Annotated in this window: 25 protein-coding genes and 1 tRNA gene; 14 read left to right on the top strand and 12 right to left on the bottom strand. The window is 70.1% G+C overall.

Features of this window, described 5'->3' with window-relative positions; all coding sequences use genetic code 11:
- The first annotated feature begins 227 nt into the window (after positions 1–227).
- Complete coding sequence (locus ABZ444_RS32950) at positions 228–1,574, top strand: hemolysin family protein (protein ID WP_358005419.1); 1,347 nt, start codon at positions 228–230, stop codon at positions 1,572–1,574.
- The gene (locus ABZ444_RS32945) at positions 1,571–2,617 is read left to right on the top strand and encodes a hemolysin family protein (protein ID WP_358005416.1); all 1,047 of its coding nucleotides are present in this window, start codon (positions 1,571–1,573) and stop codon (positions 2,615–2,617) included. The genes ABZ444_RS32950 and ABZ444_RS32945 overlap by 4 nt, the downstream gene beginning before the upstream one ends.
- Here the strand turns inward: ABZ444_RS32945 and pdhA are convergent.
- Together pdhA and ABZ444_RS32935 are read right to left on the bottom strand one after the other, a co-directional pair.
- Positions 2,587–3,654, bottom strand: a complete 1,068-nt coding sequence (gene pdhA, locus ABZ444_RS32940) for a pyruvate dehydrogenase (acetyl-transferring) E1 component subunit alpha (RefSeq protein WP_358005413.1) — start codon at positions 3,652–3,654, stop codon at positions 2,587–2,589. The two genes, ABZ444_RS32945 and pdhA, sit on opposite strands and share 31 nt — an antisense overlap.
- A gap of 389 nt (positions 3,655–4,043) precedes the next feature.
- Positions 4,044–4,126: transfer RNA gene (locus ABZ444_RS32935), tRNA-Leu, on the bottom strand.
- 198 nt (positions 4,127–4,324) lie between these two features.
- On the opposite strand from ABZ444_RS32935, the gene ABZ444_RS32930 reads away from it, so the two are divergent.
- The 7 genes from ABZ444_RS32930 (at position 4,325) to pknB (ending at position 13,041) form a co-directional block, all read left to right on the top strand.
- On the top strand, positions 4,325–5,065 hold the full coding sequence (locus ABZ444_RS32930; protein ID WP_125640997.1) for a DUF3662 and FHA domain-containing protein: 741 nt from the start codon (positions 4,325–4,327) through the stop codon (positions 5,063–5,065).
- A gap of 17 nt (positions 5,066–5,082) precedes the next feature.
- A complete protein-coding gene (locus ABZ444_RS32925) occupies positions 5,083–5,553 on the top strand; it encodes an FHA domain-containing protein (protein WP_357693136.1) in 471 nt (156 codons plus the stop codon).
- On the top strand, positions 5,550–6,848 hold the full coding sequence (locus ABZ444_RS32920) for a Stp1/IreP family PP2C-type Ser/Thr phosphatase (RefSeq protein ID WP_358005410.1): 1,299 nt from the start codon (positions 5,550–5,552) through the stop codon (positions 6,846–6,848). Before ABZ444_RS32925 ends, ABZ444_RS32920 begins: the two co-directional genes overlap by 4 nt.
- Positions 6,849–8,267: an FtsW/RodA/SpoVE family cell cycle protein gene (locus ABZ444_RS32915; protein WP_358005407.1), complete on the top strand. Its 1,419-nt coding sequence runs from the start codon at positions 6,849–6,851 to the stop codon at positions 8,265–8,267.
- The gene (locus tag ABZ444_RS32910; RefSeq protein ID WP_358005404.1) at positions 8,264–9,724 is read left to right on the top strand and encodes a penicillin-binding protein 2; all 1,461 of its coding nucleotides are present in this window, start codon (positions 8,264–8,266) and stop codon (positions 9,722–9,724) included. The genes ABZ444_RS32915 and ABZ444_RS32910 overlap by 4 nt, the downstream gene beginning before the upstream one ends.
- 21 nt (positions 9,725–9,745) lie before the next feature.
- Entirely contained in the window at positions 9,746–11,116 is a 1,371-nt protein-coding gene (locus tag ABZ444_RS32905) for a protein kinase (protein WP_358005402.1), read from the top strand.
- Positions 11,117–11,199: 83 nt separating this feature from the next.
- On the top strand, positions 11,200–13,041 hold the full coding sequence (gene pknB / locus ABZ444_RS32900; RefSeq protein ID WP_358005400.1) for a Stk1 family PASTA domain-containing Ser/Thr kinase: 1,842 nt from the start codon (positions 11,200–11,202) through the stop codon (positions 13,039–13,041).
- Positions 13,042–13,194: 153 nt separating this feature from the next.
- Here the strand turns inward: pknB and ABZ444_RS32895 are convergent, their stop codons facing one another.
- The 3 genes from ABZ444_RS32895 to ABZ444_RS32885 are packed head-to-tail and all read right to left on the bottom strand — an operon-like array spanning position 13,195 to position 14,547.
- On the bottom strand, positions 13,195–13,767 hold the full coding sequence (locus ABZ444_RS32895) for a gamma-glutamyl-gamma-aminobutyrate hydrolase family protein (RefSeq protein ID WP_358005398.1): 573 nt from the start codon (positions 13,765–13,767) through the stop codon (positions 13,195–13,197).
- Complete coding sequence (locus tag ABZ444_RS32890) at positions 13,764–13,922, bottom strand: hypothetical protein (RefSeq protein ID WP_358005396.1); 159 nt, start codon at positions 13,920–13,922, stop codon at positions 13,764–13,766. The genes ABZ444_RS32895 and ABZ444_RS32890 overlap by 4 nt, the downstream gene beginning before the upstream one ends.
- Before the next feature lies 1 nt (position 13,923).
- Entirely contained in the window at positions 13,924–14,547 is a 624-nt protein-coding gene (locus ABZ444_RS32885; protein WP_358005393.1) for a class E sortase, read from the bottom strand.
- A 144-nt stretch (positions 14,548–14,691) separates the two neighbouring features.
- Between ABZ444_RS32885 and ABZ444_RS32880 the strand changes: the two genes are divergently transcribed.
- Positions 14,692–14,937: a cell division protein CrgA gene (locus tag ABZ444_RS32880; RefSeq protein ID WP_358005391.1), complete on the top strand. Its 246-nt coding sequence runs from the start codon at positions 14,692–14,694 to the stop codon at positions 14,935–14,937.
- Positions 14,938–14,971: 34 nt separating this feature from the next.
- Here the strand turns inward: ABZ444_RS32880 and ABZ444_RS32875 are convergent, their stop codons facing one another.
- Together ABZ444_RS32875 and ABZ444_RS32870 are read right to left on the bottom strand one after the other, a co-directional pair.
- Positions 14,972–15,835 carry a rhomboid family intramembrane serine protease gene (locus ABZ444_RS32875; RefSeq protein WP_358005388.1) on the bottom strand — a complete coding sequence of 288 codons (864 nt, stop codon included), beginning with the start codon at positions 15,833–15,835 and terminating at the stop codon, positions 14,972–14,974.
- A 112-nt stretch (positions 15,836–15,947) separates the two neighbouring features.
- Positions 15,948–16,484 carry a peptidylprolyl isomerase gene (locus ABZ444_RS32870; RefSeq protein ID WP_358005386.1) on the bottom strand — a complete coding sequence of 179 codons (537 nt, stop codon included), beginning with the start codon at positions 16,482–16,484 and terminating at the stop codon, positions 15,948–15,950.
- Positions 16,485–16,703: 219 nt separating this feature from the next.
- Here ABZ444_RS32870 and ABZ444_RS32865 point away from each other — a divergent pair, with 219 nt between their 5' ends.
- Positions 16,704–17,141: a hypothetical protein gene (locus tag ABZ444_RS32865; protein WP_357982909.1), complete on the top strand. Its 438-nt coding sequence runs from the start codon at positions 16,704–16,706 to the stop codon at positions 17,139–17,141.
- A gap of 99 nt (positions 17,142–17,240) precedes the next feature.
- Positions 17,241–18,317, top strand: a complete 1,077-nt coding sequence (locus ABZ444_RS32860) for a hypothetical protein (protein WP_358005383.1) — start codon at positions 17,241–17,243, stop codon at positions 18,315–18,317.
- 2 nt (positions 18,318–18,319) lie between these two features.
- Here the strand turns inward: ABZ444_RS32860 and ABZ444_RS32855 are convergent, their stop codons facing one another.
- Positions 18,320–18,847 (bottom strand): hypothetical protein, encoded by a 528-nt coding sequence (locus ABZ444_RS32855; RefSeq protein ID WP_358005380.1) that lies wholly within the window; start codon positions 18,845–18,847, stop codon positions 18,320–18,322.
- A gap of 125 nt (positions 18,848–18,972) precedes the next feature.
- On the opposite strand from ABZ444_RS32855, the gene ABZ444_RS32850 reads away from it, so the two are divergent.
- Both ABZ444_RS32850 and ABZ444_RS32845 read left to right on the top strand, forming a co-directional pair.
- Positions 18,973–19,644, top strand: coding sequence for a response regulator transcription factor (locus tag ABZ444_RS32850; RefSeq protein ID WP_358005377.1), 672 nt, complete (start codon positions 18,973–18,975; stop codon positions 19,642–19,644).
- A complete protein-coding gene (locus ABZ444_RS32845) occupies positions 19,641–20,990 on the top strand; it encodes a HAMP domain-containing sensor histidine kinase (RefSeq protein WP_358005374.1) in 1,350 nt (449 codons plus the stop codon). Before ABZ444_RS32850 ends, ABZ444_RS32845 begins: the two co-directional genes overlap by 4 nt.
- Here ABZ444_RS32845 and ABZ444_RS32840 read toward each other — a convergent pair.
- From ABZ444_RS32840 to ABZ444_RS32825, 4 genes are all read right to left on the bottom strand, one after another.
- Complete coding sequence (locus ABZ444_RS32840; protein WP_358005371.1) at positions 20,977–21,942, bottom strand: GNAT family N-acetyltransferase; 966 nt, start codon at positions 21,940–21,942, stop codon at positions 20,977–20,979. The genes ABZ444_RS32845 and ABZ444_RS32840 overlap by 14 nt on opposite strands.
- Before the next feature lie 10 nt (positions 21,943–21,952).
- The gene (locus tag ABZ444_RS32835) at positions 21,953–22,303 is read right to left on the bottom strand and encodes a hypothetical protein (protein ID WP_358005368.1); all 351 of its coding nucleotides are present in this window, start codon (positions 22,301–22,303) and stop codon (positions 21,953–21,955) included.
- Positions 22,300–22,677, bottom strand: coding sequence for an SgcJ/EcaC family oxidoreductase (locus ABZ444_RS32830; RefSeq protein ID WP_358005365.1), 378 nt, complete (start codon positions 22,675–22,677; stop codon positions 22,300–22,302). Before ABZ444_RS32830 ends, ABZ444_RS32835 begins: the two co-directional genes overlap by 4 nt.
- A gap of 115 nt (positions 22,678–22,792) precedes the next feature.
- Complete coding sequence (locus ABZ444_RS32825) at positions 22,793–23,365, bottom strand: PadR family transcriptional regulator (RefSeq protein WP_358005362.1); 573 nt, start codon at positions 23,363–23,365, stop codon at positions 22,793–22,795.
- Positions 23,366–23,390 lie beyond the last annotated feature (25 nt).

Raw genomic sequence — 23,390 nt, 5'->3', positions numbered from 1 at the left:
GGTATGCCATAGACGCTACGTCCAACCCCCTGGCAGTGAAGACATCTCACCAAGTTTCTCCCACGGATAAGTACACACAACTAGCGGAGAGTCACTGCGGAAACATAGACGCGGACTGCGTCGTTAGCGTTATGGACGACCTCTATCGAAGGGATGATCGTGTCCGCTCCGGACTCGTGGAGTCTTGGCCCGTGCCTCGGCACGGGTTCCTCTGAGGGCTCACTCAGGTGAGCGCCTATCTCGGCCTGCTGGCCCTTTTCCTCCTCACCGCCGCCACCGGGTACTTCGTCGCCCAGGAGTTCGCCTTCGTCGCCGCCGACCGGGGCCTCCTGCGCGAGCAGGCCGCCGCCGGTGACACCCAGGCCGAAAAGGCGCTCCAGGTGACCTCCCGGCTCTCGTTCATGCTCTCGGGCGCCCAGCTCGGCATCACCGTCACGGCCCTGCTCGTCGGCTTCCTGGCCGAGCCCGCCATCTCGGTCCTGGTACGGCCCTGGCTCGACACCACGGGCCTGCCCGACGCCGCGATCACGGGGCTGTCCGTGGCCGCCGGCGTGTTCGTGGCGACCGTGGTGCAGATGGTGCTCGGCGAGCTGGCGCCGAAGAACCTCGGCATCGCCAGGCCCGAGGCGGTGGCCAAGTTCCTGGCCGGGTCCACGCTGGTCTACCTGGCGGTCGTGGGGCCGTTGGTCAAGCTGTTCGACTCGGCCGCCACCGGGCTGCTCCGCCGCGTCGGCATCGAGCCGGTCGAGGAGGTAGAGCACGGGGCCACCCCCGAGGAGCTCTCCCGGATCATCGAGGAGTCGACCCAGGCGGGCGAGCTGCCCCCGAGGTTGTCGGAGCTGCTGGAGCGCGCCCTGGAGTTCGGCGACCACAGCGCCGAGGAGATCATGGTGCCGCGCCCCCGCGTGGTGGCGCTGCGCGACTCCCAGCCCATCTCCGACCTGGTGGAGGTCATGCGCGAACGCGGCCACTCCCGCTACCCCGTCGTCGGTGACGACGGCGACGTGGTGGGCGTGACCGGCGTACGCGAGCTGCTGGAGTCCGGCCTGGACGAGGGCCTGGTCGGCAGCATCACCCGCCCCGCGCTGCTGGTGCCCGACTCGTTGCCGCTGCCGGCCGTCCTCGACCGGATGCGCGCGGCCAACGACGACATCGTCTGCGTCATCGACGAGTACGGCGGCCTGGCCGGCGTGCTCACCGTCGAGGACCTGGCCGAGGAGCTGGTCGGCGAGCTCGTCGACGAGAACGACCCCGAGCCGGCCGGCGCCGTCGAGCGGCCCGGCGGCGTCTGGGAGGTGCCCGGCTGGCTCAGGCTGGACGAGGTCGAGCGCGCCACCGGCGTCGCGCTGCCGGAGAGCGACGACTACGACACCCTCGCCGGCCTGGTGCTGGCCCGGCTGGGCCGGATGCCCGACCCCGGCGACATGGTGACCGTCCCGATCGAGGGGGACGCCGACCCGTTCGCCGACGACGCGGCCGAGCACCTGGCCGAGCTGACCGTCATGTCGCTCAACCGCCGGGTGCCCGAATGGGTGCGGCTCGCGCCCGTGCAGCACGCGGAGGCGTCCCGATGACGATGATCCTGGTCAGCCTCGCGCTGCTGTTCTTCAACGCGCTGTTCGTGGCCGCCGAGTTCGCGTTCGTCTCCGCCAGGCGGCACCGACTGGAGGAGATGGCCTCGGGCGGCAACCGCCTGGTCCGGGTCGCGGCCAAGTCGGCCGTGGGCGGCGGGCGTCAGCTCTCGCTCATGCTGGCCGGCGCGCAGCTCGGCATCACGCTGTGCACGCTGGGCCTCGGCCAGGTCACCGAGCCGGCCATCGAGCACTTCCTGGAGCCGGTCTTCGCCGCCGTCGGCGTGCCGGAGTCGCTGCGCATGCCGATCGCGCTGACGATCGCGCTGGCGCTGGTGACGTTCCTGCACATGGTGGTGGGCGAGATGGCGCCCAAGTCGTGGGCGCTGACGCACCCCGAGCGGGCGGCGCTGGTGCTGACGCTGCCGTTCCGCGGGTTCACGCAGCTCATGCGCCCGCTGCTGTCGTCGCTCAACGGGCTGACCAACCTGATCCTGCGCCTGTTCGGCGTGCAGCCGCGCGACGAGCTGGCCACCACCAGGACGCCCCGGCAGCTCGCCATGCTGGTGGGCGAGTCGGGCCGGATGGGCCTGCTCGACCGGGAGGAGCACGACCTGCTCACCCGCGCGCTGCGACTGCAGGCCGAGGGCATCGAGCGCCTGATGGTGCCGATCGACCGGGCAGTGAAGGTGCCCCCGGCCGCCGGCTCGGCCGAGATCAGGGCCAGGGCGGCGGGCAGCGGCCACCTGCGGCTGCTGGTGGGCGGTCCGGCCGGCATCGAGGGCGTCCTGCACGCCCGTGACGCCCTCCTGCAGCCCACGCGTACGGCCGGTGAGCTCGCCAGGCCGCTGCCGAGGCTCGCGTGCGTCACGCAGGTCCCCGAGGCCGTGACGGCCCTTCAGGAGGCCCGCGCGCACCTGGCGCTGGTCACCGGCCAGGGCGGAGCGGTCATCGGCATGGTGAGCCTCACGGACCTGCTGGGCGAGCTCCTGGACACCAAGGCCGCCTCGCGCGCCTACTCCCCGGTGGCGAACCCGTCGAGGTAGGCGGCGTGCTGGGCCCGCTCGGCCTCGATCAGCGCGTGCGGCTCGGCGTAGACGTGTTCGAAGATCGCCGAAGGGGCGGGGTCGGGCAGTTCGAGAAGGCGCCTGCGCAGCTCGGCCCCGACCTTGGCGGCGTCGGCCTCGACCTCGCGGAAGAAGTCGTCGCCGGTGCCGGCCGCGGTCAGGTACGCCCTGACCCGCTCGATGGGGTCGCGCCGCCGCCACGCCTCGACGTCGTCCTTGGCCCGGTAGCGGGTGGGGTCGTCGGAGGTGGTGTGCGCCCCCATCCGGTACGTGAACGCCTCGATGAGCGTGGGCCCCTGCCCTGACCGGGCGTCGGCCAGCGCCTTGCGGGTCACCGCGAGGCAGGCCAGCACGTCGTTCCCGTCGACCCGGACGCCGGGGAACCCGAAGCCCTCGGCCCTGCGGTACAGCGGGATCCGCGACTGGCGTTCCTGGGGCTCGGAGATGGCCCACTGGTTGTTCTGGCAGAAGAACACGATCGGCGCGTGGCAGGCGCCCGCGAAGACGAAGGCCTCGTTCACGTCGCCCTGGGAGGTGGCACCGTCGCCGAAGTAGACGATGGTCGCCCCGGCCTTGTCGGTACCGATGACGCCGTCGCGCTGCATGCCCATCGCGTAACCGGTGGCGTGCAGCGCCTGCGTCCCGATGACGATCGTGTACAGGAAGAAGTTGTGCCGGGACGGGTCCCAGCCGCCGTGGTTGACGCCGCGCCACATGGCGACCACGTCGAGGGGGTCCATCCCCCGGCAGTAGGCGACCCCGTGCTCCCGGTAGGAGGGGAAGACGGCGTCCAGATCCCCGATGGCGCGCCCGGAGCCCACCTGGGCGGCCTCCTGCCCGAGCAGGGACGTCCACAGCCCCAGCTCGCCCTGCCGCGCGAGCGCGACGGCCTCGGAGTCGATGCGCCGGACGGCCACGAGATCCCGATATAGATCCCGGATCTCATCGTCCGAGACGACCAGCGGATATTCCGGATGCTCCACGCGCTCACCGGAGGGCGTGAGCAACTGAACCATCGAGTCATCCATGTGCGGCAACCCCCTGAACAGAAACCCAGCGGCCACAGTTTGCCGTAGCCCTCAGGATCACCCGAACCCGCCCACCAAACCAATGTGACCTAAATCACGCAAGCCACCAGAAAGTTCGCTGCAAGCCGGCTGACCTAAGGTCCAAGAACCACGTCACGAGAAAGAAATCCCAGGACCCTTGCGCAGCAGAACCCGGTACGAAACTGTGGGCCAGGCCCAGCAGATGAGCAACCCGCATGGAGGGGGTCCGGGGGAGAATCCCCCGGAACGCTTGTCCCCCTGGGGGTCCGGGGGTCATCCCCCGGACAGATATGACGAAGGGACCCGAGGAAGCCGACCTGTTAAGGTCGGCGACCAAGGATCCCTTAGTCACCAAGTGGGCGAGGAGGGATTTGAACCCTCACGTCCTTTCGGACACACGGACCTGAACCGTGCGCGTCTGCCGTTCCGCCACCCGCCCGTTTGTGGGTGCGGAGAAACAGTAGCACGGAACAGCCACTGGTACTGAACCCGGATACGATCGCATAAGACACGGGAGCGGAGGAGCTGGGCGCGACTGGCAACGAGCGTCACGACGCCGCCACGTGGGACGAGCGGAAACCGGGCGCCGGAAGCGTCTGGGGCCGCGATCATATGCAGGGAAGAAGGGAGGTACCCGGTGGGAGTCCTTCAGCGCTTCGAGCGAAGGCTCGAAGGCTTGGTTGAGGGGGCCTTTGCGCGGGCGTTCAAATCTGACCTTCAGCCGGTCGAGGTCGCCAGCGCGGTTCAGCGGGAGATGGACGAGCGGGCGGCGATCGTCGCACAAGGCCGGACGCTCGTGCCCAACGACTTCGTGGTGGAACTGTCCACGACCGACAGCGAACGGCTTGAGGTCTACGCCGACAGCATCAGCCACGAGCTGGCCAACCTCGCCAGGGAGTACGCCAAGGAACAGGGCTACTCCTTCGTGGGACCGGTCCGGGTGCGCTTCGAGACCGCCGGAGACCTGGCTGTGGGCCTGTTCCGCATCCGGTCCGGCGTCATCCGCGGCGCAACGGTCGAGCAGGACGAGATCCGCCAGCCGGCGAGCGACCTGCCCCCGTCCAGGCCCGGGGCCTTCAACGGGCGGCCCAGGCTGCTCGTCTCCACCCAGGACGACCCGCAGGGCGACCGCTCCTACGAGCTCACCACTCCGGTGACCTTGCTAGGCAGGGGCACCGACTGCGATCTTCGTCTTGTCGATCCGGGAGTCTCGCGGCACCATGCGGAGCTGCGCGTCGAGGGCCAGCTCGTGGCGCTCGTCGATCTCGGTTCGACGAACGGCACCTTCGTCAACGGCCAGCCGGTACGCAGAATCGAGCTCCAGAACGGCACGCGAGTGACGCTGGGACGCACGACTCTGGTGTTCCGGCGCGATTAGGGGTAGACAGACGGTCCATGTCCGAGCTCACGCTGCTGCTGATCCGGCTCGCCTTCCTGGCGGTGCTGTGGTTTTTCGTCATTGCCGCAGTCGGCGTGATCCGGACTGACTTGTTCGGTTCACGCACGGCTCCCGCGGGCCCACGCAAAGCCGTGAAGCCCGCCAAACCGGTGGCCAAGCCCAAGAGCAAGAAGGGCGAGCCACGCCAGCTCATCGTTACCGGTGGCCCATTGCAGGGCACCACCATTAACCTCACGGAGACGCCCATCACCATTGGCCGGGCGAACGACGCCACGCTGGTAGTCAGCGACGACTACGCATCCAGCCGGCATGCCCGGCTCTTCCCTCAGGACGGTCAGTGGATCGTGGAAGATCTCGGTTCGACCAACGGCACGTATCTCGACCGCTCGAAAGTCACCCGTCCGACCCCGGTGCCGCTCGGTGTTCCGATCCGCGTCGGCAAGACAGTCATTGAATTGCGCAAATGACCATCGCACTCCGCTACGCCGCCCGCTCGGACGTCGGCCTCCTCCGCGAAGGGAACGAGGACTCGGCGTACGCTAGCGGCCGCCTGCTGGCCGTCGCCGACGGCATGGGCGGGCACGCACACGGCGAGGTGGCGAGTTCAGTCGCCATCGCCGCCATGGCCTCTCTGGAAGAGGCCCAACAGGGGGGTGACCTGCTCAACGCCATTGAGGCAGCGGTGCGCGACGCCAATCGCCGGCTGCACGAGATGGTCGGGCGGGATCCCAGCCTCAAAGGCATGGGCACGACGCTCACCGCCATGCTCTGGAACGGCACCCAGGTCGCCCTGGTGCACGTGGGCGACTCGCGCGCCTACCTCCTGAGACGCGGCGAGCTCTACCAGATCACCCATGACCACACCCTGGTGCAGCAGCTCGTCGACGACGGGCGCATCACGCCCGAAGAGGCGGCCACGCACCCCCAACGATCGATCCTGCTGCGCGCGCTCGACGGCAGCGGCGAGGTCGATCCCGACCTCACGCTGCGCGAGGCGCAGGTGGGCGACCGCTATCTGCTCTGTTCCGACGGCCTGTCGGGCGTGGTGAGCGCCGAGACGCTGCACGCCACGCTGACCAACATCGACGACCCCGAAGAGGTGGTCCGCCAGCTCATCGATCTGGCGAACCGGGGCGGCGGGCCCGACAACATCACGTGCGTGCTCGCCGACGTGCTGGAGATCAGCGACGGCCAGGAAGTTCCCGTGGAGGCGGCGATCGTCGGCGCCGCGGGGATGACCAGGCTACGAGGAGGCGCCCCGGAGACCCAGCCGGGGCGAGTGAGCGCGGTGACCGCACCCCAGCCGGCGATCGCCGACGGTGACGACTTCGATGAGCCGGTCGCGCAGGCGACCCGGCGGTCGGGGCGGCGCCGTCGTGTGTGGCCCGTGCTGGTCACCGTGCTCGGGGTGGGCGCCGTCGCCTTGGGCGCCGGCGGTTACCTCGGATGGCAGTGGACCCAGGACCAGTTCTTCGTCGGTGCCAGGGGCGACGAAGTGGTCATCTTCCAGGGGATCAAGCAGGAGGTGGGGCCGATCGAGTTCTTCCACGTGGAGAAGCGCACCGGCCGCCCGCTCTCCAAGCTGTCCCCGGCGGACCAGGCCCTGATCAAGAGCGGCATACCCGTCACCGACGTCAACGAAGGCGTGACGAAGATAAACGGATTGAAGTTCTCCCAGGACGACAAGGGCGACGCGGGCGACACGAGCTCCACCACGGCCACGTCCCCCTCTCCCTCCGCCACCAAGACGAAATCGCAGTAAATGGCAGAAATGCTCGCGACCCCCGTCCCGATGCCGGCCAAACGGCGGGTGGCCCAGCTGGTCCTGCTCGCCATGGCGGTGCTGATCATCATGGGCGCCTACGCCAACGTCGGCCTGGCCGTCGACGGCAAGGTGCCCGCCGGCATGCTGGCCTACGGGCTGGGCCTGGGCGGCCTGATGCTGGCGGCCTACCTGGTGCTGGCCAAGTTCGCGCCATGGGCCGACCCGCTGATCCTGCCGCTGGTGACGCTGATCAACGGCCTCGGGCTGGTGATGATCTACCGGCTGGAGTCGGCCGACATGGGCGGCGCCTCCACGACCAACCAGATCATGTGGACCGGCGTCGGCGTCGTGATGTTCTCGATCACGCTGATCGTGCTGCGCGACCACCGCATGCTGCAACGCCTGACGTACACGGCGGGCGCGGTGGGTCTGGTGCTGCTGGCGATCCCCGCGCTGCTGCCCGGCTCGCTCAGCGAGGTCCAGGGCGCCAAGATCTGGATCCGCGTCGGCGGCTTCTCCATCCAGCCGGGCGAGTTCGCCAAGCTGGCGCTGGTGGTCTTCTTCGCCGGCTACCTGGTGGCCAAGCGTGACGTGCTGGCGCTGGCCGGGCGGCGGCTGCTCTTCATCGACCTGCCGCGGGCCCGAGACCTCGGCCCGGTCCTGGTCACCTGGGGCCTCAGCCTGCTGGTGCTGGTCTTCGAGAAGGACCTGGGCACCTCGCTGCTGCTGTTCGGCACGTTCATCGCGATGCTCTACATCGCCACCCAGCGCACCTCGTGGGTGCTCATCGGCATCCTGCTGTTCGTCGGCGGCGCCTTCCTCGCCGGGCAGGTCTTCGACCACGTGGGCGCGCGTTTCGACGCCTGGCTCGACCCGAGCAACCCGGTCTACTACGGCACCGCCCCCGTCTGCCTGGAGGACCCGCCGGGCGACCCGATGTGCAGCAAGAGCTACCAGATCATGCAGGGGCTGTTCGGATTCGGCGCGGGCGGCATCCTCGGCACCGGGCTCGGCCAGGGCCACCCCGACCTGATCCCGCTGAGCTTCTCCGACTTCATCTTCGCCGCGACCGGCGAGGAGCTCGGGCTGACCGGCCTGATGGCGCTGCTCATGCTCTACGCGCTGCTGGTCGAGCGCGGCCTGCGCACCTCGCTCGTGGCCCGCGACCCGTTCTCGAAGCTGCTGGCGGGCGGCCTGTCGTTCATCCTGGCCTGGCAGGTGTTCATCATCGTCGGCGGCGTGACGAACCTCATCCCCCTGACCGGCCTGGTCACGCCGTTCATGTCGCAGGGCGGCTCGGCGCTGCTGGCTAACTGGATCCTTATCGCGCTCCTGGTACGCATGTCAGACGCGGCGCGACGGCCCCCGCCCCAGGCGATCCAGAACGAAGGACTCACCCAGGTGTTCCAGCGATGAACAGCACTCTGAAGCGCACGGCCGTGGCCTGCCTGGTCATGTTCGCGCTCCTGATGATCAACGTGAACATCCTCCAGGCGGTCCGGGCCGACGACTACCGCTCCAACCCGAGCAACCGCCGCAACTACTACGAGCGCTACGCCGTCGAACGCGGCCGGATCACCGCCGGCGGCAAGGTGATCGCCCAGTCGGTGGAGACCGACAACAAGAACTTCAGGTTCATCAGGAAGTACACCGACGGAAAGCTCTACGCGCACGTCACGGGCTACTTCTCGCCCGAGAGCGCGAGCGCGATCGAGGGGGCCGAGAACAAGCTGCTCGACGGCTCCAGCGCCGACCTGCTGCTGCGGCGGAGCATCGACCTGTTCACGGGCGAGCCGACCAGGGGCGCGAACGTCGACCTCACGATCAACCCCAAGGCCCAGAAGGCGGCCTACGACGCGCTGCGCGCCAGCGGCAAGCGCGGCGCGCTGGTGGCGCTCGACCCGCGGACGGGCGGGATCCTGGCGATGGTCTCGCTGCCCACCTTCGACCCCGCCGAGCTGTCGGGCACCGACAAGGGCACGGTGTTCTCCCGCTACAACGAGCTGGACAAGGACAAGAGCCAGCCGCTGCTCAACCGGGCCATCGCCCAGACGTACCCGCCGGGTTCGACGTTCAAGGTGGTGACGGCGGCGGCGTACCTGGAGGACGACTCCTCGCGCGGCGGCGACACCACGGTCGACGCGCCGCAGCGGCTGCCGCTGCCCAACACGAACATCAGCCTGCCCAACTACGGCGGCGCCGCCTGCGGCGCCGGCCAGGTGCAGCTCGTGTACGCGCTGGAGAAGTCCTGCAACACGCCGTTCGCCAAGATCGGCATGCAGCTGGGCTACGACAAGCTCAACGAGCAGACCGAGAAGTTCGGCATGGGCAAGCAGCTCGGCGTGCCGATGTCGGTGGCGCAGAGCGACTTCGGCAGCAAGTACGACGACGCCGCGCTCGCGATGGCCTCGATCGGCCAGCGCGACAACCGGATGACGCCCCTGCAGATGGCCATGATCGCGGCCGGCATCGCCAACGACGGCAAGGTCATGAAGCCGTACCTGGTGAACAAGATCACCGACTCCAAGAACGACGTCATGGAGGAGGCCAAGCCCGAGGAGCTGACCGAGGCGGTCAGTTCCGAGACGGCGAGCAAGCTGCGCGACATGATGGTCAGCGTGGTCAACAACGGCACGGCCAACCTCGCGCAGGTGTCGGGCGTCCAAGTGGGAGGCAAGACCGGCACCGCGGAGACCGCCGACGGCGCGCCGCCGCACGCCTGGTTCATCTCCTTCGCGCCCGCCGAGAACCCGAAGGTGGCGCTGGCGGTCATCGTCGAGTCGGGCGCCGCCAACGTCGGCGCGGAGGCCACGGGCGGCCACACCGCCGCCCCGATCGCAAAGGCTGTGCTGGAGGCGGTGCTGAACAAGTGAGTGACGGTAACGTGCTGAGTCATGCGGCTCCGTAACCGCTATCTCCTGCTCTCCCGCATCGCCACGGGCGGTATGGGAGAGGTGTGGCGCGCCCGTGACGAGCTTCTGGGCCGCGAGGTCGCGGTCAAGATCCTGCGCAGTCACATGCACGCCGACCCCACGTTCCGCGAGCGCTTCCGCAACGAGGCGCGACTCACCGCCGCACTGGCCGACCCCGGGGTGGCCCAGATCTTCGACTACGGCGAGCAGAGCGACCTGGCCTATCTCGTGATGGAGCTGGTGCACGGCGAGCCGCTGTCGGCCATCCTGGGGCGCAACGGCGCGCTCGGGCCCGAAGTGGCCCTCGACGTGGTGCACCAGACCGCCAAGGCGCTGCACGCGGCCCACTCCTCCGGGATCATCCACAGGGACGTCAAGCCCGGCAACCTGCTGGTCACCCGCGAGGGCACGATCAAGGTGACCGACTTCGGCATCGCCCGCGCCCTGGAGGCCGCGCCGGTCACGCAGACCGGCACGGTCCTCGGCACGGCCCAGTACGTCAGCCCCGAGCAGGCCCAGGGTTTCCCGCTCACGCCCGCGACCGACCTCTACTCGCTGGGCGTGGTGGCCTACGAGTGCCTGGCGGGCCACACGCCGTTCCGGGCCGACAGCCAGGTGGCGATCGCGCTGCTGCACCTCAACGAGCAGCCGCCGCCGCTCGGCGCGGACGTGCCCGTCCCGGTGCGCGACCTGGTCATGACGCTGCTGGCCAAGGAGCCGGGGATGCGTCCGGCCTCGGCGCTGGAGGCGGCCGACCGGGCGTACGTGCTGCGCCAGTCGCTGGTCGAGGGCGTCGAGCAGGGCGCCGACCTGAGCATGTACACCGATCCCGCGGGTTTCCGGGTGCGCGAGCCGGCCACGGAGGACCAGCGGGCGACCGAGAGCCTCGCCCCCGCGACGACGGTCCAGAGCCCGCCCGATCCACCGGCCCGCAGCCGCCGCGGCGCGCGGACGCTGGCGCTGGTCGCGACGGCCGGCTGCGTGGCCGCGGTGGGGCTGAGCGCGATCACGTTCGCCAACCGCGATACGACGCCGCCGCCCCTGCCGGAGATCGCCGAGCCCAGCCACTCCCCGATGCAGTCGCCTGAGCTGCTCAGGCCCACACGGACGAAGAAGCACACGCGCCGACCCCCGGCGCTTCCGGTGAAGTCGACGCGGCCGGTACCCTCGCGGTCGGCTACGGTAAGCAAGTCGGCTACTCCTACGAAGAAGCCGACACCGAAGCCAACCCCGACCACCCGTACCCCGACTCCCACCCCCACCACCCCAACGCCCAGCAGGACACCGACAACTCCGACACCAACCGCTTCGCCGGACCCGGGTGGCACAAACCCGCCGAAGGAGGAGACGTGATGCGCTACGGGGTCGATGATGGACACCGGCGGCCCCCCGAGCAGGCCGGTACCCAAGATGAACGGTAAGGGACAGTGCAGGAAATGACTCAGCCTCGGCTACTCGGAGGTCGTTACGAGCTCGACGGTGTCGTCGGGCGCGGCGGCATGGCCGAGGTGTATCGCGCCCGAGACATCCGGCTGGACCGCATAGTCGCGATCAAGACCCTCCGCTCCGACCTGGCGCGCGATCACACCTTCCAGGCCCGTTTCCGCCGCGAGGCGCAGTCGGCGGCCTCACTGAACCACCCCGCCGTCGTCGCGGTCTACGACACCGGCGAAGACGTCACCGACGGCACCCCGGTGCCCTACATCGTCATGGAGTACGTCGACGGCCGGACGCTGCGCGACCTGCTGCGCCAGGACCGCCGGCTGCTGCCCGAGCGGGCGGCCGAGCTGGTCGACGGCATCCTGCGCGCGCTCGACTACAGCCACCGCGGCGGCATCGTCCACCGTGACATCAAGCCGGCCAACGTGATGATCACGCGTGCCGGCGACGTCAAGGTGATGGACTTCGGCATCGCGCGCGCGATGGCCGACTCGGCCGCCACCATGACCCAGACGGCGCAGGTGATAGGGACCGCCCAGTACCTGTCGCCCGAGCAGGCCCGCGGCGAGCGCGTCGACGCCCGCAGCGACATCTACTCCACCGGTTGCGTGCTGTACGAGCTGCTCACCGGCCAGCCGCCGTTCACCGGCGACTCCCCCGTGGCGATCGCCTACCAGCACGTCCGCGAAGACCCGATCCCGCCCTCGCAGATCGACCGCGAGATCCCGGCGTGGGCCGACGCGATCGTGCTCAAGGCCATGGCCAAGGACCCGGCCCACCGCTACCAGAACTCCGGCGAGATGCGGGCCGACATCCAGCGGGCCATGTCCGGCATGCCGGTCGACGCCCAGACGATGGCGATGACCGGGAACTTCAACCAGGGCACCCGCATGATGACCGCCACCCAGGCGGCCCAGGGCCCGGCCACCCAGCGCACCGGCGCGGTCCCGCCGTACGAGTACGGCGACGGCGACGGCACCCGCGTGGGGCGGCGCAGGGCCTCCGGCGGTGGCGGCAACGCGGTCAGGACAGCGTTGTGGATCATCATCCCGCTGCTGATCATCGGTGCCTTCGTCACGGTCGGCTACCTGGTGTTCGGCACCAAGGCCGCGCCCACCGACGCCTCGGTCACCATCCCGGCCCTGGCCACGCAGAAGCTGGATCCCGCGCAGAAGGCGCTCATCACCCTGGGCCTGAAGCCCGAGGTGGTGCAGGAGGCCAGCGACGAGTTCGGCAAGGGCACGGTGATCCGGACCGAGCCGGCGGAGGGCGAGAAGGTCGAGAAGGGCGCCACGGTCAAGCTGGTCGTGTCCAAGGGCAAGGAGAAGGTCGCCGTACCCGCCGGGCTCATCGGCATGAGCACCGAGGACGCGATGAAGGCCCTCGACGACGCCGGGCTGAAGGGCGTGGTCAAGACCAAGCAGTCCGCCAAGCCCCAGGGCAAGGTCTTCGAGACCAAGCCGGCGGCCGGCACCGAGATCGAGAAGGACGCCAGCGTCACCCTCTACGTGCCGTTCGAGCTGACCGAGCTGCCCGACGTGATCGGCTACACCCAGCAGGACGCCATCGCCGCGCTCAAGGGCGCCGGTTTCAAGGTGAAGGTGTCGCCGCAGGCCAGTGACCAGGCCGAGGGCACGGTCATCCAGCAGAACCCGGGTGCGGGCCAGAAGCTGCAGCCGAACACGACGATCACGATCGTGGTGTCCACCGGCCCCGAGACGGCCCCGCCGCCCACCAACGAGCAGCCGACCGAGGAACCGACCGACGACCAGACGGACTTCCCGTCCGACGAGCCGACCGAGGACAACCCGATCGGCGACGACGGCCTCAACGGCTGACCGAGCACCACGGGCCGCCCTCCCCACCCGGGAAGGGCGGCCTTCGTCGTTCCACCGCAAGGCTTCCGGTGGGGCGGGCGCGAAGAACGCCCCCGCCGCTCGGGGGCAACGGCGGGGGCGTTCATTTGGTAGTCGCTCTGTGCGAGCCGGGCGTTACACGATCCCGTGCAACCAGTTCCCGAGCAGCCGGTGGCCGTGCTCGGACAGCACCGACTCCGGGTGGAACTGGATCCCCTCGATGGGCGCCCGGCGGTGGCGCAGGCCCATGATGACCCCGTCGTCGGTGCGGGCGGTCACGTCGAGGACGTCGGGGACGGTCTCCGGCAGCACGGCGAGCGAGTGGTAGCGGGTCATCGGCACCGGCGACGGCAGGCCCTCGAAGACCCCCTTGCCGTCGTGGTGCACGGCGCTGGTGCGCCCGTGGACCAGCTCGGGCGCGCGGGCCACGGTGGCGCCGAAGGCGACCGCGATGGCCTGGTGGCCGAGGCAGACGCCGAGCAGGGGCGTGCCGCGCTCGGCCGCGCGCAGCACCAGGGGCACGCTCACGCCGGCCGCCTCCGGGGTGCCCGGCCCGGGGCTGACGAGCACGCCGTCGAAGGCGTCGCCGTCGCGCACGCCCACGACGTCACGGGGGCGCACGTCACAGTCGGCGCCCAGCACGCGCAGGTACTGGACGATCGTGTGGACGAAGCTGTCGTGGTTGTCCACGACCAGCACGCGGGTCATCTTCTTACGGTCACCTCGTCGAGCGTCACCGCCGGCTCCAGGAGCGGGAACACGGCATACCAGAGTACGACCCCCACGACCATGACCAGCAAGGCGGCCGCCAGGACCTTGCGGCGGGTGTCGCCGGGCAGTTTGCGCCAGATCCAGCCGTACATGTCATTCCTTTCTGAACTCGGTCTTCTTGAGGACTCCGTACACGATGAGGCGCTGGGCGGCGGAGTACTCGGGGTGGCAGGTGGAGAGCGTGATGTAGGCGCGGATGGGACGGATGTCGGGCTTGCCGGGCACGGGGGCGAGCACCTCCACCTCCGTGGGCTCCACGACGTCCTGGGACGTGACGCGGTAGGTGTAGCGGGCCTCGGGGGCGTCCACGATGATCTCGTCACCGCGTTCGAGCTCGTCGAGCTCGTTGAACGGGGCCGCGTACGTGGTCCGGTGGCCCGAGACCACGAAGTTGCCGATCTGGCCGGGCAGGGCGCTGTCGGGGTAGTGTCCCGGGCCCTTCTTCAGGTGCTCGGCGTCCACGCCCTCGACGATGGCGTACCGGTAGTCGCGGCCGAGCCTCGGGATGCTCAGCATGGCGACGGCCTTGCCGAGCTCGATCTTGTCGATGCGGCCGCGGTCGCGCTCCGCCTTGTCGGCGGCCAGCTCGCGCTGGAGCAGCAACTGCTGGCTCTTGGTGTAGGCGCCGGTGCCCCAGAGCAGGTAGGCGCAGAACAACATGAGGACCAGGCCGGCGGTGATGCTCAGCTCCCCCACGGCCCGGAAGATGGACCGCATGTCGTCAGCGTATTCATGACATCTCCCGACGTGGGGGATCGCCATGTCGTGCGCGTGGCGACTATCCTGGGGCACGCTTCAACTACGCTTAACGAAGAGCCTGTGGACGATCCGGAAGCCCAGGCCCTCAGCAGGAGTTACCCAGTGCCCAAGCCCAAGGCTCGCAAGAAGACGGTTTACACGCCGCCCCAGAAGTCCCAGCAGGTCAAGGTCAGCCCGCGCTGGCTGGCACCCACCATGGTGGTGTCCTGGATCATCGGCATCCTGTGGATCGCGATCTACTACGTCGCCCCGCAGGCGCCCTTCTTCAGCGACCTCCAGAACTGGAACCTGCTGATCGGGTTTGTATTCATCATCTTCGGTGTGGTTCTTTCCACCCGCTGGCGTTAGTTCTTTCCACAGTCTTTTCCACAGCCTGGGGAAGTCAGATCGAGCTCAGGATCGCCGAGGTCCGGGCCATCACAAGCACGGCAAGCACGGCCAGCGCTCCCGCGATCGCCAGCACCTGCCACAGGGTCCGGTTGTTCTTGGGGGCGTAGGCCATCGCTCCCGCCAGCACCGAGCCGGTGATCAGGCCGCCGACGTGCCCGGTCCAGCTGATGCCGGGGAACACGAAGGTGATCACCAGGTTGATCACGATGAGCATGGCGATGCCGCGTACGTCCATGTTGAGCTTGCGGCCCACCACGAAGACGGCGCCGAAGAGGCCGAAGATGGCTCCGGACGCGCCCACCGTCGGCTGGCCGAGCGGGTCGAGCCAGAGGCTGAGCACGCTGCCGCCGACGGCGCTGACGAGGTAGAGGGCCGTGTAACGCACGTGGCCGAAGGCGCGCTCCAGATAGGGGCCGACGACGTAGAGCGCCCAGCAGTTGAACAGGATGTGGAAGACGCCGGCGTGCACGAACGCGGCGCTGACCAGCCGGTAGTAGTCGCCGAAGACCGCCACTCCGGCCGGCCACATCTGCAGCGCGCCGGTGACGGCGGGCACGAGGTACTGGGCGCCGAAGACGAGGACGTTGATGGCCAGGATGGCCCACGTGACGTACGGCGTGCTGACGACCTGGCCGCCGAAGGTGGAGCGGGCCGGGCGGAAGCCCTGGTTGCCCTGGGCGACGCATTCTGGGCACTGGAAGCCCACGGCGGCGTCGCGCATGCAGTCGGGGCAGATGGGCCGGTCGCAACGCTGGCAGCGGACCCAGGTCTCCCTGCCGGGATGCCGGTAGCACGTGGGGACCGCCTCGGCGGGCTGCTCGGGCTGCGAGGGCGGGCTGGGCGGCTGGCTGGTCATGTCCAGAGCCTATGACGTACCGGACCCAGCTGTGTGCGGTCGATCAGGGCTGTGACGGGCCTGCCCGAAGGGGGCGGGACCCGTGGATGGCCCGCCCCCGTCAGGGATCGGCTCAGCCCTGTACGCGCTCGATGGTGACCGACTCCAGGACGACGTCCTGGACGGGACGGTCACGCCGGTCGGTGTCGGTCTTGACGATGGCGTCGACGACGTCCTGGCCCTGGACGACCTCACCGAAGATCGTGTGCTTGCCGTTGAGGTGCGGCGTGGGCACGACCGTGATGAAGAACTGCGAGCCGTTGGTGCCCTTGCCGAACCGGACGCCCGCGTTGGCCATGGCCAGCAGGTAGGGCCGGTTGAAGTAGAGGTCCGGGTGGATCTCGTCGTCGAACTCGTAGCCGGGGCCGCCGATGCCCTGGCCGAGCGGGTCGCCGCCCTGGATCATGAAACCGGAGATGACCCGGTGGAAGATGGTCCCGTCGTACAGACGGGCGGTGCTCTTCTCGCCCGACTCCGGATGTGTCCACTCGCGGGTGCCCTCGGCGAGCTCCACGAAGTTCCGGACGGTCTTCGGCGCCTGGTTCGGGAAAAGCTCGACCTTGATATCGCCGCGATTGGTCTTCAGATTTGCGATCAGCTTCTCAGCCACGAGACAGCTGCCCCCCTCTATGCACAGGGTTGTATGTGATGTTCTGCGGAATGTGGCCGTTCGGCCTCGTGAGCCATCCTCCCATGGACCGCCATGATTGAGCCGCCTTGTCCAGGGAAGGTCAAGCGCGGGGCCCCAACGACAGGGGAGGTTGTCGTGTCCCTGACACTGAAGAGACGCCGCGTGGTAATAGAGGTACCCGCCACGTGGATGGGCCGCATGAAGGCCCAGGCCGTCAAGACCGGCCATCGCATGGCGCCAATGGCGGACCAGGCCAAGGTGGCCACCGTCCAGCGCATCGAAGACGCCCGTTACTGGGCGGCGCCTAGGCTCGACGCCGCGGCGCACGGGTTCGAGGATCAGGTCGCCCCCAAGGTCAGCAGGATGCTGTCGGCGGCGGCCAAGAGAATCGACCCGAAACCGTCCCGGTCACGGCGGTGGCCGACGATGGTGCTGCTGACCGGTCTTGCGGTCGGCGCGATCGGCTACATGGCCTACCGTCGCAACGCCCAGCAGTGGACCGAGCACATGAAGGACTCTGCCTCCGATGCATCGCGCTGGGTCGGCGAGAAGGCGGACAGGACCGCGCATTCCGCGGACCGGATGGCGTCCAACGTGCAGAACAAGACGGACCAGGCATCGCACAACATGCCCTGATCCGGACTGGAAGCGCGCCCCCGCTCTCGTGAGAGCGGGGGCGCGCTTCCGCGTTCCGGCCCGTTGACTCTTCACCAAGCGCTTGCTACAAAGCCGAGCATGGCGCTGTCACCGCTCGACGATCACCCCGTGCACCAGACCGCCCAGGTCATGCGGCACGTCGCCACCTCCGACCGCAACTTCTACGACCGCTACTACTTCAACTGCCACGCCGGCACCGACGAGCTCATGCTGATCGTCGGCCTCGGCCAGTACCCCAACCTCGGCGTCACCGACGCCTTCGCCTGCGTACGGCACGGCGACCTGCACCGCGTCGTGCGGGCCTCGCGCGAGCTGGGCCCCGACCGGATGGACACCAGGATCGGCCCCTTCCGGGTCGAGGTGATCGAAGGGCTCAAGCGGCTCCGGGTGACCCTGGAGCCGACCGAGCATGGCCTGTCCTTCGAGCTCGACTGGGAGGGGACGATCCCGGCGACCCTCGAACCCCGCCACTTCCTGCGCCGGCAGGAACGGGTGATGTTCGACTCGGTGCGGCTCGCCCAGACCGGCCGCTGGTCCGGCAGCATCACCGTCGGCGAGCAGGTGATCCCGGTCACCCCCGACCGCTGGCTCGGCACCAGGGACCGGTCATGGGGCGTGCGGCCGGTCGGCGAGCCCGAGCCGCCCGGCGTCCAGGCGAACAACCCCGGCACGTTCTACTGGCTGTACACGCCGATGAAGTTCGACGACCACGCCATCCTGTGCATCATCCAGGAGGACCACCGTGGCCGGCGGCTGCTGGAGGAGGCCGTACGCGTCTGGACGGACGGGCGGGAGGAGGAGTACCTCGGCCGGCCGGACTACCGCCCGGTCTACGCCCCGGGCACCCGGGACGTCGTGGACGCCGTGATCGCCTTCTCGCCGCCGGGCGGCAAACCGTTCGAGGTGCGCTGCACGCCGGTGCTGCCGGTCCACCTCATGGCCGGCACCGGATACGGGCTGGAGCCGGAGTGGCGGCACGGCATGTACCAGGGGCCGGGGCCGGTCGTGCAGGGGGTGACGTACCGGTTGCCCGACGACGCCGCCAGGATGTGGGGCCTGGTCGACGCCGTCGGCCGCTTCGAGTACGACGGGCTCGTCGGCCACGGCCTGTACGAGTACTGGGCACTCGGCCCGCACCCGTCGTTCCCTGAGTGAAGCTACTTGGCGGGCTCGGCGGGCGCGCAGACGATGTGGACGACCTTGCTGAGGTCGTCCATCTTCACGGCGCCCGGGGGAAGCTCGGCCGTGGGCAGCGCCGGGACCATCCGTGCCGCCTCGCCCTCGGGAAGGGTGTCGCTCGGCGCGGCGGGCCCGGTCTCGGCGTCGGTCAGGGGGGTCGCCGGGACGGCGGGCGCGGCCTCGGTGCCGGCCTGGGGGGTGGTCGGTGCGGCCTCGGTGACGGTCCGGGGGGCGAGCTCGATCATGCGTCCCTGCTCGGCCTTGAGCTCCGGCGCGCCGTCCGCCCGCTCCCCCTTCTCCTCGCGCATGACGAAGAGGCGGGCCGCCGGGCCGTCGGCGAGCTTGACCTCCTTGCCGTCCGGCGTCCGGCAGGACACCGCGGCCGTGGTGGCGGTGGCGGTGGTGGCGTCGGGGGCCGGGGTTCCGTCGGCCAGGGCGGAGCCGCCCAGGCCCGCGAGCGCGAGCACCCCCACCGTGCCGAGGACCGTGAGACGTCGCTTGAACATGCATTCTCCTCAGTGGAATCCATCCGAACGCCCCCGAGCGTGCTCGCCCGCACCTGAAGCGACCCTGAACGCGCCCTAAATGATCTTCAGGTTGGCTTTAGGTTCGCTCAGGCACTCTGGACGTCGTGCGAGTGCTGCTGGTGGAGGACGAGGAACGGCTGGCCGGCCTGATCAAGGGCGGGCTGGCGGGCGAGGGCTTCGCCGTGGACGTGGCCCACGACGGGCGCGACGGCCTGTGGATGGCGACCGAGAACGCCTACGACGTGATCGTCCTGGACGTGATGCTGCCCAGGATGAACGGCTACACGGTCTGCTCCCGGCTGCGTGAGGCGGGCGACTGGACCCCGATCATGATGCTCACCGCCAAGGACGGCGTCTACGACGAGGCCGAGTCGCTCGACAACGGCGCCGACGACTACCTGGCCAAACCGTTCTCGTACGTGGTGCTGCTGGCCCGGCTGCGCGCCCTGGTGCGGCGCGGCGGGACCGAGCGGCCGGTGACGATCACGGTCGGCGACCTGGTGGTGGACCCGGCCGGCCTGCGCTGCCGCAGGGGCGGGGCAGAGGTCGGGCTGACGCCGAAGGAGTTCGCGGTGCTGCACGCGCTCGCCCGCCGCCCCGGCGAGGTGGTCTCCAAGAGCGAGCTGCTGGCCCAGGCGTGGGACTTCTCCTACGACGGCGACCCGAACATCGTCGAGGTGTACATCAGCGCCCTGCGCAGGAAGATCGACCTGCCGTTCGGCCGGACGACGCTGGTGACCGTCCGGGGAGCGGGCTACCGGTTGGAGGCGGCATGAGGGCGCTGCTCGAACGACGGCCGAAGTGGGGGCGGGTGCCGGCCGGGCTGTCGTCGGTGCGGGTGCGGGCCACCCTCGCGGCGACGCTGGTGGTCGCCCTGGCGCTCGGCGTGGCCGCCCTGGTGCTGGTCATGGCGTTGCGCGGCACGCTGGAGGGCAACGCGGGCGAGGAGGCGGCCAGGCGCGCCGCGGCGGCGATGCCGTACGCGGAGACGGTGCCGATCATGCCTGATGGGGCGACGCCGGCGGCCAGGACGACCGCCGCCCAGTCGAGCACGATCCTGGTGGACGAGCTGTCCGTGGTGCGGCTCGCCGATCCCGACCTCGTCCTGGCCGGCCGCGCCACCGGCTCGCCCGCCCTGTGGGCGCAGCCGGCGGACTACGCCGTCGCGGGGCTCCAGGTGAGCACGCCGACCGGTCCGGCCACGCTCTGGTCGCGGGTCTCCCTGGACGGCGTGCAGAAGGCCGTCCAGGCCCTGTACGGCGCGTTGCTGCCCGGCGTGCCCGCCCTGCTGCTCGTGGTGGCCGGGATGACCTGGTTCTCGGTGGGCCGCGCGCTGGCCCCCGTGGCCGCGATCAGGGCCAAGGTGGCCGACATCACGGCCCGCGACCTGCACCAGCGGGTGCCGGTGCCGGGCTCCAAGGACGAGATCGCGGCCCTGGCCACCACCGTGAACGGCACCCTCGACCGCCTGGAGACGGCCGTGGGCCGGCACAAGCGGTTCGTCGCCGACGCCGCGCACGAGCTGCGCAGCCCCATCGCCACCCTGCGGGCCCGGCTCGAACTGGCCGAGCAGAGCGAGCTCACCCGCGAGGCGCTGGCCGACGTCGAACGCCTGCAGTCGCTGGCCGCCGACCTGCTCATGCTGGCCAAGCTGGACGCCGGCGAGCCGCTGCGCTCCGACGAGCTGGACCTGGGTCAGGTGGCGGCCGAGGAGTCGCTGCGCGCCAGGCGGCGGCCGGAGATCAGGGTCGAGCTGGACGTCGAGCCCGACGTGGTGCTGAACGGCTCCCGCGCCCACCTCGACCGGCTGGTCACCAACCTGGCCGACAACGCCGTACGGCACGCCGCCTCGGCCGTACGCGTACGGGTGCGCGCCGAGGAGGGCCAGGCCGTGCTGGAGGTGCACGACGACGGCCCGGGGATCCCGCCGGAGCAGCGCGAGGCCGTCTTCGGCCGCTTCACCCGCCTGGACGAGGCGCGGGCGAGGGACGCCGGCGGCGCCGGGCTCGGCCTGCCCATCGCCAGGGACATCGCCCACCTGCACGGCGGCACGCTCACGTACACGGACGCCGGTTTCGTGGCCCGGTTCCCCCTCGCGGAGGCGGCGCTCAGCCCGGTTTGACGGCCAGGGCGTAGTTCGTACTGCGCTGGAAGATCTCGAAACCGGCGCGGGAGTAGACGCTGACGGCTCCCGTGGGGTTGTCGGCGTCGACGCCCAGCCCGGTCGTGTCGAACCCCTGCGCGCGGAAGGCGGCCAGGGCGTGCGCGATCAGCGCGCTGGCCACGCCCTTGCCCCGCCACTCCCTGAGCGTGCCGATGATCTGGATCCAGGCCCGGCGCTCGCCGGCCAGCTCGTTGTAGCCCTCGAAGGTGTGGGTGATGAGCGTGCCCACCGCCCGCCCCTCGTGCAGGGCCACGAACGACGATTCGGGCAGGAAGTTCTGGGAGCCGACGATGTAGTCGCGCCAGCTCTCCCGGGTGTGCGGAACGCTGCCCCAGTGGTCGAGGAACGCCTCGTTGCGTACGCGGCGGGCGCCCTCGTCCAGCTCGGGCGACCAGGGGGTGACGGTCACCCCGGCGGGCGGCGCGAAGGCCGGCAGGTCGCCCGACAGCGAACGTCCCATGTGGGCGAACCAGCGGTTGGCGACGAAACCGGCGCCCTCGGCCAGCGCCTTCAGCCCGAGGTTGGTGTCGGGCACGTAGAGGTGTATCTCCGGCTGGACGCCGGGGAAGGCCCGCTCGCTCAGCACCGGCGCCGCGGCCAGGCTCCAGTCGACGATCCGCCGGCCGAGCCCGTGCCTGCGGTGGGCGGGGTGCACGCCGCCCGACAGCCGCATGACGTGGGTGTCGGTGGCGGACTGCCGGGCCGGCAGGTAGCCGTAGGCGACGATGCCGCCGCCCTCCCTGGCCGCGAGCGTCCCCGCGGCCAGGTCGATCAGGCGGTGGCCGAGCTGCTCCCTGACGTCGTCGAGGTCGTGGACCTCGCCCGTGCGATCCTCGGCCTCGATCGCGGCCAGGAGGGCGGCGAGCGCCTCGGCGTCGTCGGGGGTCAGCGGTTCCCACACCAGGCTCATGGCCAGCAGCCTAGGACAGCCTGGCGAAGCACCCCAATTCTTTCCCTATGCGGGCGATGCCCTCGGCGAAGCCCTTCCTCGTCCGCTGCCCGAACCCGATGAAGAACCGGTTGGCCAGGGGCACGCCCCAGCGTCCCCACTCGGCCACGTCGTAGACGCGGTGCTCCACGCGGGCGCCCTCGGGGTGCGGGAGCACGGTCCACTCGCCCCGATACCACCAGCCGCCCTGGTAGGCGACGGTGTACCCGTCCTTCTCGACGGTCATCGGGTGTGCGGGCAGCGAGCGTGTCAGGGCCTGCCACACCTGCTCGGCCGGGGCGCCGATCACCCCGGCCACCTCGGCGATCAGCCGTTTCCTCACGGCTTGCGCACCCGGCTGTTCTGGAAGGAGGCGAACCGCCAGCCTTCCGGCGTGCGCAGCGCGGTCAGCGTGACGACGGACTCCCTGCTCGGGTCGGGCACGCCGGCCACCGACGAGTTGCCGCCGACGATCACCAGCGCGACGTCGTCGGTCAGTGTCCTGACGATCGGCGCGGGGCCGCCCTCGGCGAGCTTGATGGAGGTCTCGAACAACGCGCGGTGGGTCTCCTCGATCGCCTTCCTGCCCTGCAGGTGCAGGCCGAAGAACGTGATGTAGTCGGCGTCCTCGGTGAACAGGCCGGCGTAGGCGGCGGAGTCGCCGGCGTTCCAGGTCTCCGTCATCCGCGCCACCAGGCGGGTGATCTCTTCGGACATGGCACAGCTCCTTTCGTCGCGGCGCCTATCCTGGGAGTTGCGCGTCCGGGCAGGGCAGGCGCCGTGTTCGGATGTCCGGCCGCCGGGGTGTTGGCGCACCCCGGCGGCCCTTCTCTCACCTCTCGGTCGTGCTCGTCCAGGCGAGCTCGCCCTGGTCGAGCCGGTCGAGAAGTCTTCTGATCCAGGCGAGCTCGGCGGCGTGCAGCGCCTGCTCGCACTCGACCTCCAGCATGAGGATCTCGGGCAGGCCGCTGTCGTTCATGGCCTTGATGTGTCCTTCCATCCCGGCGAGCGTGCCTTCGAGCGTGGCGGCGCGGGCGCGCAGCGCCCGCTGCGCCTCGGGCAGCGGCAGGCAGCCGATCAGCGAGATGGCCGCCACGAAGGCGCGCCGGTCGGGGTCGGGCTGCTCCAGCAGCCGCCGGAGCCGGGTGATCAGCTCCTCGCGGCCCTCGTCGGTGATCTCGTAGACCGTGCGCTCGGGCCGGCGGCCCTCGCGGCCGGTCGCGGCGGGGACGATCAGCTCGTCCCTGGCCAGCCGCTCGACCGCGTGGTAGAGGCTGCGCGGCAGGCCGGTGATGTAGTCCTTGTGCGTGTCGATGATGAAGCGGTGGAGCTCGTAGGGGTGGCTCGGGTGCAGCGTGAGCAGGGCGAGCACGGTCAGGTCGACCAGGCCCTTGCGTTGTGCCATGTTGCCTCCCGCTATATTGCAATTT

The organism is Nonomuraea sp. NPDC005730 (genome assembly GCF_040630865.1).
Classification (GTDB): Bacteria; Actinomycetota; Actinomycetes; order Streptosporangiales; family Streptosporangiaceae; genus Nonomuraea.
The sequence above is the reverse complement of the archived record's forward strand: the minus strand, read 5'-3'. Positions and strand labels throughout refer to the sequence as shown.

Coding starts and splice junctions, on each gene's coding strand:
- ABZ444_RS32945 (WP_358005416.1), top strand. CDS start 1,571: ATGACGATGATCCTGGTCAGCCTCGCGCTGCTGTTCTTCAACGCGCTG.
- pdhA (WP_358005413.1), bottom strand. CDS start 3,654: ATGGTTCAGTTGCTCACGCCCTCCGGTGAGCGCGTGGAGCATCCGGAA.
- ABZ444_RS32925 (WP_357693136.1), top strand. CDS start 5,083: ATGTCCGAGCTCACGCTGCTGCTGATCCGGCTCGCCTTCCTGGCGGTG.
- ABZ444_RS32920 (WP_358005410.1), top strand. CDS start 5,550: ATGACCATCGCACTCCGCTACGCCGCCCGCTCGGACGTCGGCCTCCTC.
- ABZ444_RS32915 (WP_358005407.1), top strand. CDS start 6,849: ATGGCAGAAATGCTCGCGACCCCCGTCCCGATGCCGGCCAAACGGCGG.
- ABZ444_RS32910 (WP_358005404.1), top strand. CDS start 8,264: ATGAACAGCACTCTGAAGCGCACGGCCGTGGCCTGCCTGGTCATGTTC.
- ABZ444_RS32905 (WP_358005402.1), top strand. CDS start 9,746: ATGCGGCTCCGTAACCGCTATCTCCTGCTCTCCCGCATCGCCACGGGC.
- pknB (WP_358005400.1), top strand. CDS start 11,200: ATGACTCAGCCTCGGCTACTCGGAGGTCGTTACGAGCTCGACGGTGTC.
- ABZ444_RS32895 (WP_358005398.1), bottom strand. CDS start 13,767: ATGACCCGCGTGCTGGTCGTGGACAACCACGACAGCTTCGTCCACACG.
- ABZ444_RS32890 (WP_358005396.1), bottom strand. CDS start 13,922: ATGTACGGCTGGATCTGGCGCAAACTGCCCGGCGACACCCGCCGCAAG.
- ABZ444_RS32885 (WP_358005393.1), bottom strand. CDS start 14,547: ATGCGGTCCATCTTCCGGGCCGTGGGGGAGCTGAGCATCACCGCCGGC.
- ABZ444_RS32875 (WP_358005388.1), bottom strand. CDS start 15,835: ATGACCAGCCAGCCGCCCAGCCCGCCCTCGCAGCCCGAGCAGCCCGCC.
- ABZ444_RS32865 (WP_357982909.1), top strand. CDS start 16,704: ATGAAGGCCCAGGCCGTCAAGACCGGCCATCGCATGGCGCCAATGGCG.
- ABZ444_RS32860 (WP_358005383.1), top strand. CDS start 17,241: ATGGCGCTGTCACCGCTCGACGATCACCCCGTGCACCAGACCGCCCAG.
- ABZ444_RS32855 (WP_358005380.1), bottom strand. CDS start 18,847: ATGTTCAAGCGACGTCTCACGGTCCTCGGCACGGTGGGGGTGCTCGCG.
- ABZ444_RS32845 (WP_358005374.1), top strand. CDS start 19,641: ATGAGGGCGCTGCTCGAACGACGGCCGAAGTGGGGGCGGGTGCCGGCC.
- ABZ444_RS32840 (WP_358005371.1), bottom strand. CDS start 21,942: ATGAGCCTGGTGTGGGAACCGCTGACCCCCGACGACGCCGAGGCGCTC.
- ABZ444_RS32830 (WP_358005365.1), bottom strand. CDS start 22,677: ATGTCCGAAGAGATCACCCGCCTGGTGGCGCGGATGACGGAGACCTGG.
- ABZ444_RS32825 (WP_358005362.1), bottom strand. CDS start 23,365: ATGGCACAACGCAAGGGCCTGGTCGACCTGACCGTGCTCGCCCTGCTC.